This is a genomic window from Roseivirga thermotolerans, from assembly GCF_014653175.1.
Classification (GTDB): domain Bacteria; phylum Bacteroidota; class Bacteroidia; order Cytophagales; family Cyclobacteriaceae; genus Roseivirga; species Roseivirga thermotolerans.
Map to the genome: position 1 here is coordinate 484,935 of NZ_BNAG01000001.1, position 14,739 is coordinate 499,673.

Annotated in this window: 15 protein-coding genes, 1 tRNA gene and 1 riboswitch; of the genes, 12 read left to right on the plus strand and 4 right to left on the minus strand. The window is 42.4% G+C overall.

Annotation, left to right across the window (positions count from 1 at the left end):
* Positions 1-4: 4 nt before the first annotated feature.
* Positions 5-1,204, minus strand: a complete 1,200-nt coding sequence (locus IE164_RS02200; RefSeq protein WP_189628546.1) for an ABC transporter substrate-binding protein — start codon at positions 1,202-1,204, stop codon at positions 5-7.
* A 28-nt stretch (positions 1,205-1,232) separates the two neighbouring features.
* Positions 1,233-1,431, minus strand: a riboswitch (cobalamin riboswitch).
* Between the two features lie 26 nt (positions 1,432-1,457).
* On the opposite strand from IE164_RS02200, the gene IE164_RS02205 reads away from it, so the two are divergent.
* Positions 1,458-2,105, plus strand: coding sequence for an FKBP-type peptidyl-prolyl cis-trans isomerase (locus IE164_RS02205; RefSeq protein ID WP_189628547.1), 648 nt, complete (start codon positions 1,458-1,460; stop codon positions 2,103-2,105).
* A gap of 6 nt (positions 2,106-2,111) precedes the next feature.
* Here IE164_RS02205 and IE164_RS02210 read toward each other — a convergent pair whose 3' ends face one another.
* Positions 2,112-2,393: a hypothetical protein gene (locus IE164_RS02210; RefSeq protein WP_189628548.1), complete on the minus strand. Its 282-nt coding sequence runs from the start codon at positions 2,391-2,393 to the stop codon at positions 2,112-2,114.
* Positions 2,394-2,741: 348 nt separating this feature from the next.
* On the opposite strand from IE164_RS02210, the gene IE164_RS02215 reads away from it, so the two are divergent.
* Both IE164_RS02215 and IE164_RS02220 read left to right on the plus strand, forming a co-directional pair.
* The gene (locus IE164_RS02215) at positions 2,742-3,518 is read left to right on the plus strand and encodes a type IV toxin-antitoxin system AbiEi family antitoxin (protein ID WP_189628549.1); all 777 of its coding nucleotides are present in this window, start codon (positions 2,742-2,744) and stop codon (positions 3,516-3,518) included.
* Entirely contained in the window at positions 3,502-4,398 is an 897-nt protein-coding gene (locus IE164_RS02220) for a nucleotidyl transferase AbiEii/AbiGii toxin family protein (RefSeq protein ID WP_189628550.1), read from the plus strand. The genes IE164_RS02215 and IE164_RS02220 overlap by 17 nt, the downstream gene beginning before the upstream one ends.
* Before the next feature lie 64 nt (positions 4,399-4,462).
* Here the strand turns inward: IE164_RS02220 and IE164_RS02225 are convergent.
* Positions 4,463-4,534, minus strand: a tRNA-Arg gene (locus IE164_RS02225).
* 69 nt (positions 4,535-4,603) lie between these two features.
* The gene (hflX, locus tag IE164_RS02230) at positions 4,604-5,800 is read right to left on the minus strand and encodes a GTPase HflX (protein ID WP_189628551.1); all 1,197 of its coding nucleotides are present in this window, start codon (positions 5,798-5,800) and stop codon (positions 4,604-4,606) included.
* Between the two features lie 154 nt (positions 5,801-5,954).
* On the opposite strand from hflX, the gene rfbC reads away from it, so the two are divergent.
* The 9 genes from rfbC (at position 5,955) to uvrB (ending at position 14,707) form a co-directional block, all read left to right on the plus strand.
* Positions 5,955-6,500 (plus strand): dTDP-4-dehydrorhamnose 3,5-epimerase, encoded by a 546-nt coding sequence (gene rfbC / locus IE164_RS02235; protein WP_189628552.1) that lies wholly within the window; start codon positions 5,955-5,957, stop codon positions 6,498-6,500.
* Positions 6,497-7,234, plus strand: a complete 738-nt coding sequence (locus IE164_RS02240) for a tyrosine-protein phosphatase (protein ID WP_189628553.1) — start codon at positions 6,497-6,499, stop codon at positions 7,232-7,234. Before rfbC ends, IE164_RS02240 begins: the two co-directional genes overlap by 4 nt.
* Position 7,235: 1 nt before the next feature.
* A complete protein-coding gene (locus tag IE164_RS02245) occupies positions 7,236-8,222 on the plus strand; it encodes an NAD-dependent epimerase/dehydratase family protein (RefSeq protein ID WP_189628554.1) in 987 nt (328 codons plus the stop codon).
* Positions 8,223-8,326: 104 nt separating this feature from the next.
* Positions 8,327-9,730 (plus strand): tetratricopeptide repeat protein, encoded by a 1,404-nt coding sequence (locus IE164_RS02250; protein ID WP_189628555.1) that lies wholly within the window; start codon positions 8,327-8,329, stop codon positions 9,728-9,730.
* On the plus strand, positions 9,731-10,498 hold the full coding sequence (locus IE164_RS02255) for a phosphosulfolactate synthase (protein ID WP_189628556.1): 768 nt from the start codon (positions 9,731-9,733) through the stop codon (positions 10,496-10,498).
* Positions 10,499-10,501: 3 nt separating this feature from the next.
* Positions 10,502-11,440 (plus strand): polyprenyl-phosphate transporter, encoded by a 939-nt coding sequence (locus tag IE164_RS02260; RefSeq protein WP_189628557.1) that lies wholly within the window; start codon positions 10,502-10,504, stop codon positions 11,438-11,440.
* A 1-nt stretch (position 11,441) separates the two neighbouring features.
* Entirely contained in the window at positions 11,442-12,185 is a 744-nt protein-coding gene (locus IE164_RS02265; RefSeq protein WP_189628558.1) for a shikimate dehydrogenase family protein, read from the plus strand.
* A 12-nt stretch (positions 12,186-12,197) separates the two neighbouring features.
* Complete coding sequence (locus IE164_RS02270; protein ID WP_189628559.1) at positions 12,198-12,680, plus strand: hypothetical protein; 483 nt, start codon at positions 12,198-12,200, stop codon at positions 12,678-12,680.
* Positions 12,681-12,685: 5 nt separating this feature from the next.
* The gene (gene uvrB, locus IE164_RS02275; protein ID WP_189628560.1) at positions 12,686-14,707 is read left to right on the plus strand and encodes an excinuclease ABC subunit UvrB; all 2,022 of its coding nucleotides are present in this window, start codon (positions 12,686-12,688) and stop codon (positions 14,705-14,707) included.
* Positions 14,708-14,739 lie beyond the last annotated feature (32 nt).

Here is a 14,739-nt window from a genome sequence, read left to right on the forward strand (position 1 = left end):
TTGACTAACGAAGTGGTGCGTAATAGACCAACTCATGGTTGGGTAGCAGCTGTGGATGAAAAATCTTTACGATATCCTTGAGTATGACGTGTGGCTGAACAATGCCTGACTCATAATAGTCGTTGCCTCCACCTTCTGTATATTTGCCATATACATTGTATACCTTGCCGGTTTTAAATGCTTTGAAGTCTGCATAGCGACTATCTCTTTGAAGCACCTCTCCGAGTGTTTTGGCATTGCTGGGCACCATCCAGTAGTCGGCTTTGAGACCATAGGCATATACCGTTTCAAAATCGAGCTTGATACTTCCCGTAGACTCATTGTTGCTCCACGGATAGGCTACCTTGGCGGTTTGCAACATTCTGTAGGTGAAGCTATTTCCTCCGGCTACATACCAGGCATCTCCGTTGGCAATTCCGGTAATGGTAAGGGGAGATTTTTCTACTTCATTCTCAACCAGGTTTAAGACGCTCTGGTACTCCTTTACTATTTCTTCAAAGTAGGCATTGGCCTCTTTCTCCTTGTTCAACAACACAGCCACCAGTTTTAACCATTCTGCCCTACCCAAAAGGTCTTTTTCCTGCCAATCGGCATTGAGCAACACGGGTATGCCCGCACTTTCTAACACCTGGTAGTTATCGTTCTGAGAGTTAGGATAACCCACTCCCAACAATGCCTGAATACCGGATGCAAGCACAATTTCTGTATTGAGCATGCCGGAAGGGGCTAGCTCTATGGCCTCTCCTTTGCTAACAAGTTGTTGAATCGTATTACTTGAAACATACTGCGCAGTTTCTACTCCTTTTAGGTGGTCCAAAGCATCTAGCACTTCAAACATGGCCAGATGGGTTGTTGAAAGTGACCCCAATTGCTGCACCGGAACCTCAAGGGTACGATTAGCCGCAAAGCCGGCTGGTGCCGGGGTGCCTCTCAGCACTAGGGCATAGACTATTGTATCGACAAAATCATTGTAGTGCCTAAAAAGCTGAAGCTCTTTCCAATGGCCATGGTATTGTACATCAAAGCCAATGGCATAGTCTATGGCTACTTTCTCAGGGAAATAATCTTTGTTCGGATCGAATAGGCCAGAAGCTTTAGAGTTCGAATCGCTCGAACCGCAGCTTAAGCATAACAGAAAAACGGCAAACCACGGCAAAGTATATACCGCCCTGCGGTGGTTCAGAATAGAGATCAGTTTTTTCATACTATAGGCTTTTCCTCAGAAAGCGTTTTAGTGAACATTCACAATGGCAGGTCTTCTGACTTTCCCTATTTTGTCGGCCTTCCCATCCCGATATATCGAGAAAGTGGCGTTTTCAACAAAACCTAAAAATGGGATTACAGCAGCTGGGACTGTTCAGGACTCTCACCTGATTCCCTTTTAATTCATACCGAAACCTTCAGCATGAAACCCTTGCGGTAATGCAAAGGTAGAGAAATATATTTTAGATTTGGAAATGCGATTAGTTACTCCCCTTACCCTACTGCTGATTTTTCTTGCCCTTAGCCCGGCATTGGCCCAAAAAACCGTGGAGCACTACCCCAGTGGAGAAAAAAAATACCAGGGCCGGATGGCCGATGGTAAAAAAATAGGCACACATACCTATTGGTATGAGAATGGCCAAAAAAAGAAACAAGAAAAGTACAACGAAAATGGAGTGCTCGTAAGACTGCGCGAATGGAATGAAAATGGGGAGCTGACTAAAGATGAAAAACCTGAAGAACTAATGGCAAAAATGAGGGTTGAGCAGTTTGCCAAAATGAACTGGATTGAACTCCAAGAAGGTGTTTCCTTCTACAAAATAAAAGGAAACAACTCGCCAAAAACCAGTAGCGACCTTACCAATTATATAGTGCATTACGCAATTTATTTAGAAGATGGAACTGAAATTGAAAGCTCACTATATTCTAATACGCCCATTCCGGTTAACCTGGAAAAACACAACATGATTGACGGGTTTGTGATTGGCCTGAAGCACTTTAACGAAGGCGACAATGGTTTTATAAAAATACCCCATCGGTTAGCCTATGGTTCTGAAGGCACCAAAAACATACCCGCTTACTCCACCCTTGTCTTTCAGGTTATTGTAATGAAGGCCGAATAGCAGAAACTAAAAGCCTTGTGAGGTTTGCCAATCAGAAATACTAATTCGCGCTTCGGAGTAGAGGTCATACACCGCAATAGTTACCGAACTGCCGTAGTCCTGCCCCCAAAAAGGATGCTTGTTGATAAGGTCTCTTGACTCTACATATTCCGGATGATAGGTTGCCTCCAGATCGTCCCAAACAATAAGCATATACTCATAACTCAGTTTGCTTTCACGGCCCTGTTCCAGCCATAGCTCAAACTGGCTTTCATCGAGAGAGGCAGGGTATTCTTTGCTTTCGAACATGATTAAATTTTAAAACACCTTGAACAGACCGCCAAACATAAGCATTTAATTTGGCCTACAGATTCTTAAGATTTCTCTTACGATAGGGAAGTCTAAAATCAATCTTCATACTCCAAGAAATAAAAAGTGCCCCCGCCAGGAGCCTGCAATCACCTATACATCAATCAGTTATCATAAATTTATAAAATAATATCGTCAACGATTCAATTCAATTAGACCACATCAGCCACAATACCAACTAATAGAAAGGTTTATTTTTATGTAAATATTCGTACTATAAGCACGGTTATATAAAATTTTATAAACTACCATTTAGCAATGGTTTAAAATAAACTATATATTCGTACTGTGAGTACTAGCAATGCATCTAAAATAAACCAACTTCTTAAAATACAACCTAGAGGCACTGTACTTCTTGCCTCATGGCTTGTGGATAGGGGATATAGTTTCGACCTACAAAGAAGATACAGAGCAAGTCAATGGTTAGAATCTATAGGATCAGGAGCAATGATACGTACCGGAGATCATGTAGATATATCTGGTGCTCTTTATTCGCTTCAAACTCAATTAGGCCTTTCTACACATTTTGGGGGGAAAACAGCCCTGGCCATGCAAGGTAAAGCACATTACTTAGAGCTTTCCAGTCAAAAGGTTTATCTGTTCGGTACCAAAGGAGAAAATATACCTACCTGGTTTCGCAAATATGACTGGGAAAGCCAAGTTAAATACTTCTCTACTGAATTTTTGGACAGTAAACATGGACTCATCGAGTTTCAAGTAAAAGAGTTTACTATAAAAGTCTCGAGCCCTGCGAGGGCAATTTTGGAGTGTCTATACCTTAGTCCGGAAAAGCAAGATCTGGTAGAATGCTACCAACTCATGGAGTCATTGAATAATCTGAGGCCTAAACAGGTGCAGCAACTGCTGGAAAGCTGCTCGTCTGTAAAGGTTAAACGTTTGTTCCTCTATTTAGCTGAAAAATCGGGACATAGTTGGTTCAATCATCTTCAGCTTGACAAAATAGATCTGGGAAAGGGTAAAAGAAGCCTGGTAAGGCATGGGGTCTACGTACCCAAGTATCAAATCACCGTACCACAAGCACTAGAAAATGAGGGATCAATATAAAAGACAAGTCGATCTTTTACTTCAGGTTCTTCCGGAGGTAGCCAAAGAAGACTGCTTCGCCCTACATGGTGGAACAGCCATCAATCTCTTTGTCCGGGAGATGCCCAGATTATCAGTTGACATAGACTTAACCTATATTCCTATTGAGGATAGACAAACCTCTCTGGAGAATATTTCAACCGCACTAATTAGGATAAAGGGCAATGTAGAAAAGGCTATTCCTAAAGCTTTTATAATACATCAAAGTGCCGATTCAAAACTTCAGATATCTAATCAAGGTGCACAAATCAAAATTGAAGTAAACTCCATCAACAGGGGTGTTCTCAATACTCCTGAAAAACGGATTCTATGTGATAGAGCCCAGGAGGAGTTTGATGCATTTTGCGAAGTACCAGTAGTTCCATTTAGCCAGCTTTATGGAGGCAAGATTTGTGCAGCTCTAGATAGGCAGCATCCAAGAGATATATTTGATATCAAACTACTTCTGGAAAATGAGGGGCTGACCGAGGAAATCAAACCTGGTTTAATTCTGACCATTCTTAGTAGTAAAAGACCAATCCATGAACTTCTTAACCCTAACCTGCTCGATCAACGGGCGGCAATGGCCAACCAATTTGAGGGCATGACTGCCGAGCTATTCCCCTATAATCAGTATGAAAGTACCAGGCAAAAGCTTATTGGCGCAATTCAACAAATTCTGGATGACCGGGACAAACAATTCCTACTAGGTTTCAGCAAAGGAGAGCCAGACTGGAGCATTTATAACTTTGAGCAATTTCCTTCTGTTCAGTGGAAATTGCAGAATCTAATAAGGCTTAAGGAAGATATTCCTAAGAAGCATCAAGAACAACACAACGCCTTACTCTCTCTATGGCCGTAAGAGTTCATGCGCTTTTTATCTAACTTTTAGGAAACCCTCTTTATGAAGATCGTTTAAGAAAAAGTAGCCCTGCTAGGAATCGAACCTAGATCTAAAGTTTAGGAAACTTCTATTCTATCCATTGAACTACAGGGCCAAAAGGACTTCAATTTTCTGCAATAGACCATCAAATTCCAAGACAACAAGCAAGAAATTCAGAGTTTCCTTAGTACCGCGCGTCTTTAAGGTAGTTAGGAAAAATGGTAAAGTGTCGCTTCTTCACCTTTTCCATTAGCACCTCTCTAAACTCCTCTATATTCGTTTTGTTAACTGCAGAAATAAATACAGAAGCATCTTCCCCTTTAGCTATATAGGTGCGCTTCAATTCGTCTAGTGTAGGCGGAGGGTTATCCATTTCTTCCCTCATCTCCTCATCAATAGTTTTGAACTGATCTATTTTATTGAAAACCAAAATGGTGGGTTTATCTGCCGCACCAATATCTACCAGCGTTTGGTTAACCGTAGCCATCTGATCTTCGAAGCCGGGGTGCGAAACATCTACTACGTGCAATAGAATATCGGACTCCATTACCTCAGCCAAGGTAGACTTAAAAGACTCTATAAGGTGTGTTGGTAGCTTTCTTATAAACCCAACGGTGTCGGACAAAAGGAAAGGAATCTGATCAATAACCACCTTTCTCACTGTAGAGTCAACCGTAGCAAAGAGCTTATTCTCGGCCAATACATCGGCTTTGGTCATTATCCTCATTAGGGTAGACTTCCCCACATTGGTATAGCCTACTAAAGCCACTCGTACAATGGTGCCTCTGGACTTGCGCTGCACCTCGTTTTGCTTTTCTATTTTCTCCAGTTTCTTTTTGAGAACTGCTATCTGATTTCGAATCATTCGCCTGTCAGTCTCAATTTCTTTTTCACCGGCTCCTCCTCTTGTTCCCGTACCTCCACGCTGCCTTTCAAGGTGAGTCCACATACGGGTAAGGCGGGGTAAAAGGTAGGTAGAACGAGCTAACTCCACTTGCGTTTTGGCCTGAGCCGTTTGAGCCCTTTCCAGAAAGATATCCAGTATGAGTAAGCTTCGGTCGTAGATTTTCACCTTCAGGTCTTTCTCCAGGTTCCGCAATTGCGATGGGGTAAGATCATCATCAAAAATCACTACCTGTACTTCTTCAGCAATCACGTAGGTTTTGATTTCTTCTAGCTTGCCTTTCCCGACAAACGATCGAATATCCGGTTTGTCCATCTTTTGAGTAAAAGACTTCACCACATTCAACCCTAGCGTTTCGGCCAAAAAAGCCAGTTCATCCAAATATTCTATCACGGTTTCTTCCGGCTGGTCCCTGTTCACCAGAGCTACCAGCACAGCTTTATCGTTTTCTTGCGGTCTTGTTTCGAATCCTCCCATAAATAATGCCGCAAGTTACCATTAATCGAATCATTTGTGAAACAGACCTTTAAAATCAGTCAGTGGTCGAAACAAAGGTTTAACTATAAAATTTGCACCTAACTTTATTTCTCTCTAAGCACATATTGAACATATTTGAGTTGATAATTCCGTTATGAAGATTATAGAAACCGGCTTTGATGGCTTATACGAACTAGAACCTAATATTTTTGGCGACAAAAGGGGTTATTTTTTTGAATCGTACCGAAGAGAACTTTATCAGGAGCTGGGTATTCGGGAAGATTTTGTTCAGGACAATGAGTCATTTTCCGTAAAAGGCACCCTTCGGGGACTCCATTTTCAGAAGCCACCACATGCTCAGGCCAAGTTGGTTAGAGTTATTCATGGTAAGGTGTTAGACATTGCTCTGGACATTCGCAAAGACTCGCCTACTTATGGAAAACATCACACGGTTTTACTTGAGGCCGAACGTCACAATATGTTCTTAATTCCTGCAGGGTTTGCCCACGGTTTTGTTGCGCTAGAAGACTCTGTCTTCTTTTACAAATGCTCCAACTATTACCACAAGGAGTCTGAAGGAGGCATTCTCTGGAATGACACATCCCTGGGAATTGACTGGGGAATCAGCAACCCTATAGTTTCAGAAAAGGATCAAGTTTTACCTAACTTTGCGGCCTATAAGCAAAGTCCTGCATTTTGAGCCTTTTTTCATTTTTGCGCAATAAGAAGTCTGCTCCCAACCTGGGCGGTATTACTACCGATGTGCACTCGCACCTCATTCCGGGCATAGATGATGGTATTCAAAGCATTGAAGAAGGCCTTGAAATTTTGCGTACTATGGAAGCTCTGGGATATAAAAAGGTGATTACCACCCCGCACACTATGTGGGGCACTTACGACAATACCCCAAAAAATATACGCTCAGGCCTTAAAACCATGCAAGAAGCTCTTGAGCAGGCAAATATCTCTATTGAACTTCAGGCGGCTTCTGAGTATTACCTGGACGAGCATTTTATGCAAAAGCTTTCGGCCGATGAAGAGCTGCTTACTTTTGGTAAAAACTATATACTGGTTGAAACCGGTTTTATAAATGAGCCCCCTGAGCTTAAAGAAGCAAGCTTTCATTTAACCATGAAAGGGTATAAAATGGTATTTGCTCATCCGGAGCGCTACCTCTATTTACTAGAAAAACCACAGCTTATTGAGGAACTTTTAGATCGGGATATCATTTTTCAGTTGAACGCCATTTCTTTAACCGGCTGTTATTCTAAACCTGTTCAGAAACTAGCCGAACGACTTATTGATATGAAGGCTATACGAATGGTTGGAACCGATTGTCATCAAATAGGACACATAGAACTACTAAAAACAGCTAGCACTACCAGGTATTGGAAAAAGCTGCTCGAGTTAGACTTATTAAATCACCAGCTATAGAATGAAAGTATTTGTAACGGGAGCTACCGGTTTGTTAGGAAGCTTTATATGCCGTGAGTTATTGCAAAAGGGGCACCAAATCAGAGCCGTAAAGCGTGCAGCAAGTCAAATGACTCTGCTAGAAGATATTGCGGGGCAAATTGAATGGGTAATTGGCGATATGAACGACACCGTATTTCTGGAAAGCGCTCTTACCGGTATAGATGCTGTTATTCACGGAGCCGCCATTATATCTTTCGACAAGCGGTTTGAAAGCAAAATGTACGAAACCAACGTTTTGGGTACTGCAGATTTAGTAAACACTTGTCTCAAATTAAATGTAAAAAGATTTTTACACGTGAGCTCTGTAGCCGCCATTGGCCGAAAGCCCAATCAACGTGAGATTACAGAAAAGGACCGTTGGGAAGGCACCAAATATGATTCCATTTATGCCCGTTCCAAGCACCTCCAAGAGCTGGAAGTTTGGAGAGGAGCCCAGGAAGGGCTCGAGGTCAAGATAATTAACCCCTCAGTAGTTTTAGGACCCGGTCTTTGGGGGCAGGGAGGCAGCACTTCGGTTTTTCATTATGCCTACAACGAAAAGGCCTTCCATCCGGCCGGACATGCCAATTTTGTTGATGTACGCGATGTAGCCGAAATAGCCGTTAAACTTTTGGAGTCTGACATTCACGGAGAACGGTTCATTCTCAATGCCGGGTCATTACCCTACAAAGAGTTTTTTGGCACCATTGCCAGAAGCTTCGGAAAGAAACCTCCGGCTAAAGAAGTGAAACCCTGGATGCTGCGCGTGGCTGTAGCTCTTGAGTTTGTACGCTCAAGAATAACCGGAAAAGAAGCAATGATTACTAAAGACACGGCCATTTTGAGCAGAAGCAGATTCCATTTCAGTAATCAAAAAATAAAAAAGACACTGGGCGTAGAATTTAGATCTTTCGAAGAATCGGTAGACTGGACCATTGCCGAACTCAAAAATCGCTATCAACTGTAAATCAAATAGTTGAACGGTTATCCCAATGAATTCGGGAAAATTTTAATCGTTCTGTATGGATTAAATGTGCCGTAATTCGTAGTTTAAGTAAACCAATTGACGTAATGCAGGAAGACTATCCGAGTAGAGAAGAGGAACGTGGGTTGATTAGCAAGTTTGAGGAGCTTCTCAAAAACAAAGGTTTTCATTTCTTCGACATCGAAGAATATGAGACCATCATTCATTATTACCTGGAACGACTACAGTTTGGAAAAGGGCTAAAGGCCGGACGAATGGCCCTTCAACAATACCCCTTCAGTTTAGAGATTAGCATCTTAATTTCTCAATGCCTTGTGGGCAAAGAAAAATATGACGAGGCCCTTAAGGTAATTGAAGAAGCCGAAAACCTTCATCCCAACGACCCGGAATTGCTGACCGTAAAAGGCAACATTTACTCTATTTTGGGTGAGTTTGAGAAGGCCGTTGAAATTCTGCTTTCTACGCTCGATGGAGCAGAAGATAAAGCAGAAGTTTACTACAACATAGGGCTCACCTATCAAACCAATGGCAAATACGAAGTCGCCATTGATTTTTATAAACAAGCCATAGAGACAGACATCAACCACGAATCGGCACTCTACGAATTGGCATACTGCCTGGACGTTACAGGTAAACTGGAAGATAGCGTAGCCTACTATAAAGAGTTTATCGACAGAGACCCCTATTCGGCTTATGCCTGGTATAATCTGGGCATTGTATATAATAAGCTAGAAAAGTTTGAAGAGGCCGTAAAGGCCTACGATTTTGCCCTGGTAATTGACGACACCTTCGCTTCTGCCTGGTTCAATCTGGGTAATTCATATATGAATCTGGAGCGTTACCAAGACGCACTGGAAGCTTATAAAAACACCCTCAGCAACGAGGGGCCATCTTCTGAGGTTTACTGTTGCATTGGGGCAGCCTACGAAAAAATGGAGCAATACGAATACGGAATTAAATATTACCGTAAAGCTTCTAAAATCGATCAGTTTTATGAAGATGCCTGGTATGGCATAGGTTGTTGCCTTTCGGCACAAGAAAAATACTTCGAGGCCATACACTTTTTAAACAAGGCCCTAAAGTTAGATCCAGAAAATGCTAACTACTGGATGGCCGTGGCCACTGCCGAGTATAACATTGGCAACGTAGTTTCGGCCATAGAGGCCTATCAGGAAGCGGCCATACTGGAGCCTGTAAATAATGAAATTTGGCTCGACTGGTCATTTATTCATTACGAGCAGGGCGAAATGAAAAAAGCTATCTCACTCATTGATAGAGCCTTGGAGGAGGTTCCTGACGATGCTGAGCTATTATACCGCATGGTGGTTTATCAAATCACGGCAGGTCATTACCGCGAAGCCTTTACTTATCTAGAAAATGCCTTAATTTTGGACTTCGAAAAACACGAAGTGCTCTTCGAATTTTTTCCTAAACTGGAAACGCAAAAAGCGTTATTCAAGATTATCGATCAATACAGAAGTAAGAATTAAATGCATTACTTTTTAACAGACGTGCCTGAAAGGGCACAAAAACCACGGGAGAAAGGTTTCACTATGGCTATGGACAAAGGCCTTAGCGTGAGACAGGCCGAGGATTTCATCAGCGTTTGCGGTGACTATGTAGATATTGTGAAGTTGGGCTGGGCCACCTCTTATGTGACACCTAATTTAGACGCTAAACTCAACGTATATAGAGAAGCAGGTATACCCTTCTATTTTGGAGGAACTCTGTTCGAAGCATTCATTGTGAGGAATCAATTTGATGATTACCGAAAAGTGCTCGACAAATACAATATGCCCTTTGCCGAAGTTTCTGATGGCTCCATTGAGCTGGACCATGATGTGAAATGCGAATACATAACCAAACTGGCAGAACAAGTAACCGTTCTTTCCGAAGTAGGCTCCAAGGATGCTGAAAAAATTATCCCTCCTTACAAGTGGATAGAACTGATGCAAAAAGAGCTGGATGCAGGAGCATGGAAGGTAATTGGCGAAGCCAGAGAAAGTGGCAATGTAGGCCTCTTTAGATCTACAGGCGAAGTAAGATCCGGCCTAGTACAGGAAATCCTTACCAAAATTCCTTTCGAAAAAATTATTTGGGAAGCACCTCAGAAAGCCCAACAGGTATATTTCATTAAACTAATGGGAGCCAACGTAAACCTCGGTAATATCGCTCCTGAGGAAGTTATCCCTTTAGAAACCCTGCGTTTGGGACTACGGGGCGACACGTTCGATCATTTTCTCGATCGCAAAGTTTAACCCATGAGCAAGCTCATAAATTACATTACCCTCTACCTCAAAGGACTAGCCATGGGGGGAGCAGATGTGGTTCCGGGAGTTTCCGGAGGCACCATAGCTTTCATCACAGGAATTTATGAGCAATTGCTCACTAGTATTAAAAGAGTAGATGCAACCGCGCTTGGCTACCTTAGACGGATGGACATTAAAGGGCTTTGGAAATACATAAACGGCTCTTTTTTGCTCACCCTGTTAGCTGGTATCTTCACCAGTGTAATCACCTTAGCCAAGGTTATTACGCATTTGCTTAGCGACAGTCCCATACAGGTATGGTCGTTCTTCTTCGGACTCATTGTTATTTCAGCCCTCATTATTCTGAGAGAAATAAAACAGTGGAGTTTTGGAGTGGCCATTGCCATCGTTATTGGTATTGGTATTGCCTATCTAATCACATCTTCTACCCCGGCTGAAACCCCTGAAGGAAAGTGGTTTTTATTCATAGCCGGTGCGGTGGCTATATGTGCCATGATTTTACCGGGAATTTCCGGATCATTTATTCTCTTGCTATTTGGCAAATATGAATATGTGCTCACGGCCATAAAGGAATTTAAGGTGGTAGACATTATCATCTTTGCCTTAGGTTGCATTGTTGGGCTCCTAAGCTTTGCACGCCTGGTAAGCTGGCTTTTTAATAAGTTTCACAACATTACGGTAGGCGTACTATCAGGCTTTATGATTGGTTCTCTCTATAAAGTCTGGCCATGGAAAAAAGCCGTAGAAACTTATGTAGACAGGCACGGTGAGATTAAACCGCTCTATGAAATAAACGTAATGCCTAACGACTATCTGTCCCAAACCGGTATGGAGCCTCACTTTGTTGAAGCTCTTGGCTTCGCAGCAGGTGGTTTTCTGCTTGTTTTGGCTATAGACAGAGTGGCAGCATATTTAAAACCCGGTAATTGATATGAAACGTTTTGGACTGATTGGCTATCCACTAGGTCATTCTTTCTCCAAAAAGTATTTCAGTGAAAAGTTTGAGAAAGAAGGCCTGCAAAACCTTGAGTATGAACTCTACCCCATAGAGTCAATTGAAGAGTTGCCTGAACTTATCAAATCGGAGAAAGGGCTTTCCGGCTTAAATGTTACCATTCCTTATAAAGAGCAGGTAATTGCATATTTGGACGAAATAGACCCAAAAGCCGAGCGAATAGGCGCTGTCAATTGCATTAAAATTCAAGGGAAAAAACTGATAGGTTATAACACCGACTATAGCGGCTTTAAAGAGTCACTTGTCAAATTTGTAGGCCCTAACCCAATACCTGAAAGAGCATTGATTCTGGGAACAGGCGGAGCATCTAAAGCAGTAAAAGCTGCTTTAGAAGACCTGGGCATCGAACACCAATTCGTGTCCCGAAATCCTAAGGAAGGCCAATTGAGCTATGACCTTCTCAATACTCAATACTCCATACTCCATACTACGAAGCTCATTATTAACACCACCCCACTGGGCATGGCCCCCAATACGGACACATTACCACCACTACCATACGAACAACTTACCAAAGAACACTTTCTATATGATCTGGTTTATAATCCGCTAAAAACTGCTTTTATGCAAAAAGGAATTGATGCCAAATGCTGGGTAAAAAACGGACTGGAAATGCTCCACGGACAGGCAGAAGCGGCTTGGGAGATTTGGAATTCCTAAGTATCTTCTGCCATGAAGAGAGCCCTACTTCTTACTCTATTTGGATTTCTGATTGAAAAAAATTCGACATGCCAAGAGACAAAGTATGAACAATTGGCATTGAACTATTTTTTCGAGAATATTATTGAGGAAGAGAACTATCAACAATTCAGGCTATTCCTAAACCCAACAACCTCAAAAGCTGATTTTGGTCTCTATGATTTTCCTAGATGCTTCAAGGACTATTTGAACGATGTAAAAACATCTAAAACTTACCAGAGTGAAACTGATATTTTCTTAGTCACTGAAGCTAGTTGGAATATTAAAACGAGTAGTTCAACTAAAATTTCTAAAAGGAAAAGATATATTGAAGTGTCTAGACATTTCACTTTAGTTAAAGGGAAAACCGTTGTTATCTTGAGTGTTTATAGGCCATCTGGTTGTGACAAATATTTTATTGAGTTCGACAATTACGGAAACTACCAAAGACACTGTCAGGGAGGGTATGTTTATTAACTAATATGGACTTCAAAATCACTTCTGAGTTTGAGCCAACTGGCGATCAGCCCAGGGCCATTGAACAATTGGTTACCAATGTAGAAGCGGGTGAGCCTTATCAGGTGTTGCTGGGGGCTACCGGCTCTGGTAAAACCTTTACCATTGCCAATGTTATCCAGCAAACACAAAGGCCTACACTCATTTTGAGCCATAATAAAACCCTGGCTGCACAACTCTATGGAGAATTCAAACAGTTCTTTCCTGAAAATGCCGTGGAGTACTTTATCTCCTACTACGACTATTATCAGCCGGAAGCCTTTATCCCTAACAGCAACCTCTACATAGAGAAAGATCTTTCCATCAATGATGAAATTGAAAAACTGAGACTGAGCGCCACCTCCTCATTGCTCACAGGCAGAAGAGATGTAATAGTGATTGCTTCGGTTTCCTGCATCTATGGTATTGGTAATCCGGATGAGTTTGGCAAAAACGTAGTTCGTCTTCAGGTGGGCGATGTGGTGGCCCGAAACCAGCTACTTTTTGCCTTGGTCGATATCCTCTACAGCAGGACCGAAGCAGAGTTCAAACGAGGCACCTTTCGGGTAAAAGGTGATACCGTAGACATTTTCATTGCCTATGGAGACTTCGCCTATCGCATCTACTTCTGGGGCGATGAAATTGAGGCCATTCAGCAGATTGACCCGGCTACCGGAAAGAAAATATCGGATGAAAAGATCATCACTATATTCCCCGCCAATCTATTCGTAACAGGCAAGGAGGTATTGCATACAGCCATTAAAGAAATACAAGATGACCTGGTAGAAAGGCTAGAACAGTACGAAAAGGAGAGACGTTTTCTTGAAGCCAAGCGATTGAAAGAGCGTACCGAATTTGACATTGAAATGATGCGTGAACTAGGCTATTGCTCAGGAGTAGAAAACTACTCCCGCTATTTCGATCGTAGGCAAAAAGGTCAGCGCCCCTTCTGTTTGCTCGATTATTTTCCGGATGACTACCTTTTGGTAATAGATGAGAGTCATGTAACCGTACCACAAGTTAGGGCCATGTGGGGAGGAGATCGTTCAAGAAAAGAAAATCTGGTAGAATACGGTTTCAGGCTTCCTTCAGCACTCGATAACCGCCCACTAAAGTTCGATGAGTTTGAAGCACTTACCAGCCAAGTGATATATGTATCGGCCACCCCCGGAGACTATGAGCTCAATAAAACAGAAGGAGAAGTGGTTGAACAAATTATTCGCCCCACCGGCCTACTTGACCCAATTATCGATGTTAGACCTAGTGTAAATCAAATCGATGATTTGCTAGAGGAAATTGATGACCGGGTGAAAAAAGAAGAACGCGTACTAGTGACTACCCTTACCAAACGTATGGCAGAAGAACTCACCAAGTACCTGGAGCGAGCCCGGGTAAAGGTTCGCTACATACACTCAGAAGTGAATCCGCTAGACCGGGTAGAGATATTGAGAGAACTTCGGTTGGGTATTTTTGACGTACTCGTAGGGGTGAACTTGCTACGCGAAGGGCTGGATCTGCCAGAAGTTTCTCTGGTGGCCATTTTAGATGCAGACAAAGAAGGCTTTCTGCGAAATCAGCGTTCGTTAATACAAACTATAGGAAGAGCCGCCCGAAACGAAAACGGAAGGGTAATTATGTATGCTGATGTGGTGACACAATCTATGCAAGAAGCTATTGACGAAACCAACAGAAGAAGAAGCATTCAGACAGAATACAACAAGGCTCATGGCATTACTCCAAAGACAGTTCGTAAGTCTAAAGAGGCCATTATGAACCAGACCAGTGTGGCTGATTCAAAGAAAAACAAGAAGAACTATTATGCTGAGCCTGAGGAACACTCCGTAGCAGCCGACCCCGTAGTGGCCTATATGAGCAAACCGGCTCTGGAAAAAATGATCGAAAAAACCCAAAAGTCCATGGAAAAGGCTGCTAAAGAACTAGACTTTATGGAAGCCGCCAGATTGAGAGATGAACTGAACGAACTGAAAAGTCTCTTAGAAAAAAAGTAGAATAATAAGTCACTATCTCCTGTGACCTTTCA

What these genes read in the sequence shown, in the direction of transcription:
- IE164_RS02200 (WP_189628546.1), bottom strand. Translation starts at nt 1,204, where the DNA reads ATGAAAAAACTGATCTCTATTCTGAACCACCGCAGGGCGGTATATACT.
- IE164_RS02205 (WP_189628547.1), top strand. Translation starts at nt 1,458, where the DNA reads ATGCGATTAGTTACTCCCCTTACCCTACTGCTGATTTTTCTTGCCCTT.
- IE164_RS02210 (WP_189628548.1), bottom strand. Translation starts at nt 2,393, where the DNA reads ATGTTCGAAAGCAAAGAATACCCTGCCTCTCTCGATGAAAGCCAGTTT.
- IE164_RS02220 (WP_189628550.1), top strand. Translation starts at nt 3,502, where the DNA reads ATGAGGGATCAATATAAAAGACAAGTCGATCTTTTACTTCAGGTTCTT.
- hflX (WP_189628551.1), bottom strand. Translation starts at nt 5,800, where the DNA reads ATGGGAGGATTCGAAACAAGACCGCAAGAAAACGATAAAGCTGTGCTG.
- rfbC (WP_189628552.1), top strand. Translation starts at nt 5,955, where the DNA reads ATGAAGATTATAGAAACCGGCTTTGATGGCTTATACGAACTAGAACCT.
- IE164_RS02245 (WP_189628554.1), top strand. Translation starts at nt 7,236, where the DNA reads ATGAAAGTATTTGTAACGGGAGCTACCGGTTTGTTAGGAAGCTTTATA.
- IE164_RS02250 (WP_189628555.1), top strand. Translation starts at nt 8,327, where the DNA reads ATGCAGGAAGACTATCCGAGTAGAGAAGAGGAACGTGGGTTGATTAGC.
- IE164_RS02255 (WP_189628556.1), top strand. Translation starts at nt 9,731, where the DNA reads ATGCATTACTTTTTAACAGACGTGCCTGAAAGGGCACAAAAACCACGG.
- IE164_RS02260 (WP_189628557.1), top strand. Translation starts at nt 10,502, where the DNA reads ATGAGCAAGCTCATAAATTACATTACCCTCTACCTCAAAGGACTAGCC.
- IE164_RS02265 (WP_189628558.1), top strand. Translation starts at nt 11,442, where the DNA reads ATGAAACGTTTTGGACTGATTGGCTATCCACTAGGTCATTCTTTCTCC.
- IE164_RS02270 (WP_189628559.1), top strand. Translation starts at nt 12,198, where the DNA reads ATGAAGAGAGCCCTACTTCTTACTCTATTTGGATTTCTGATTGAAAAA.
- uvrB (WP_189628560.1), top strand. Translation starts at nt 12,686, where the DNA reads ATGGACTTCAAAATCACTTCTGAGTTTGAGCCAACTGGCGATCAGCCC.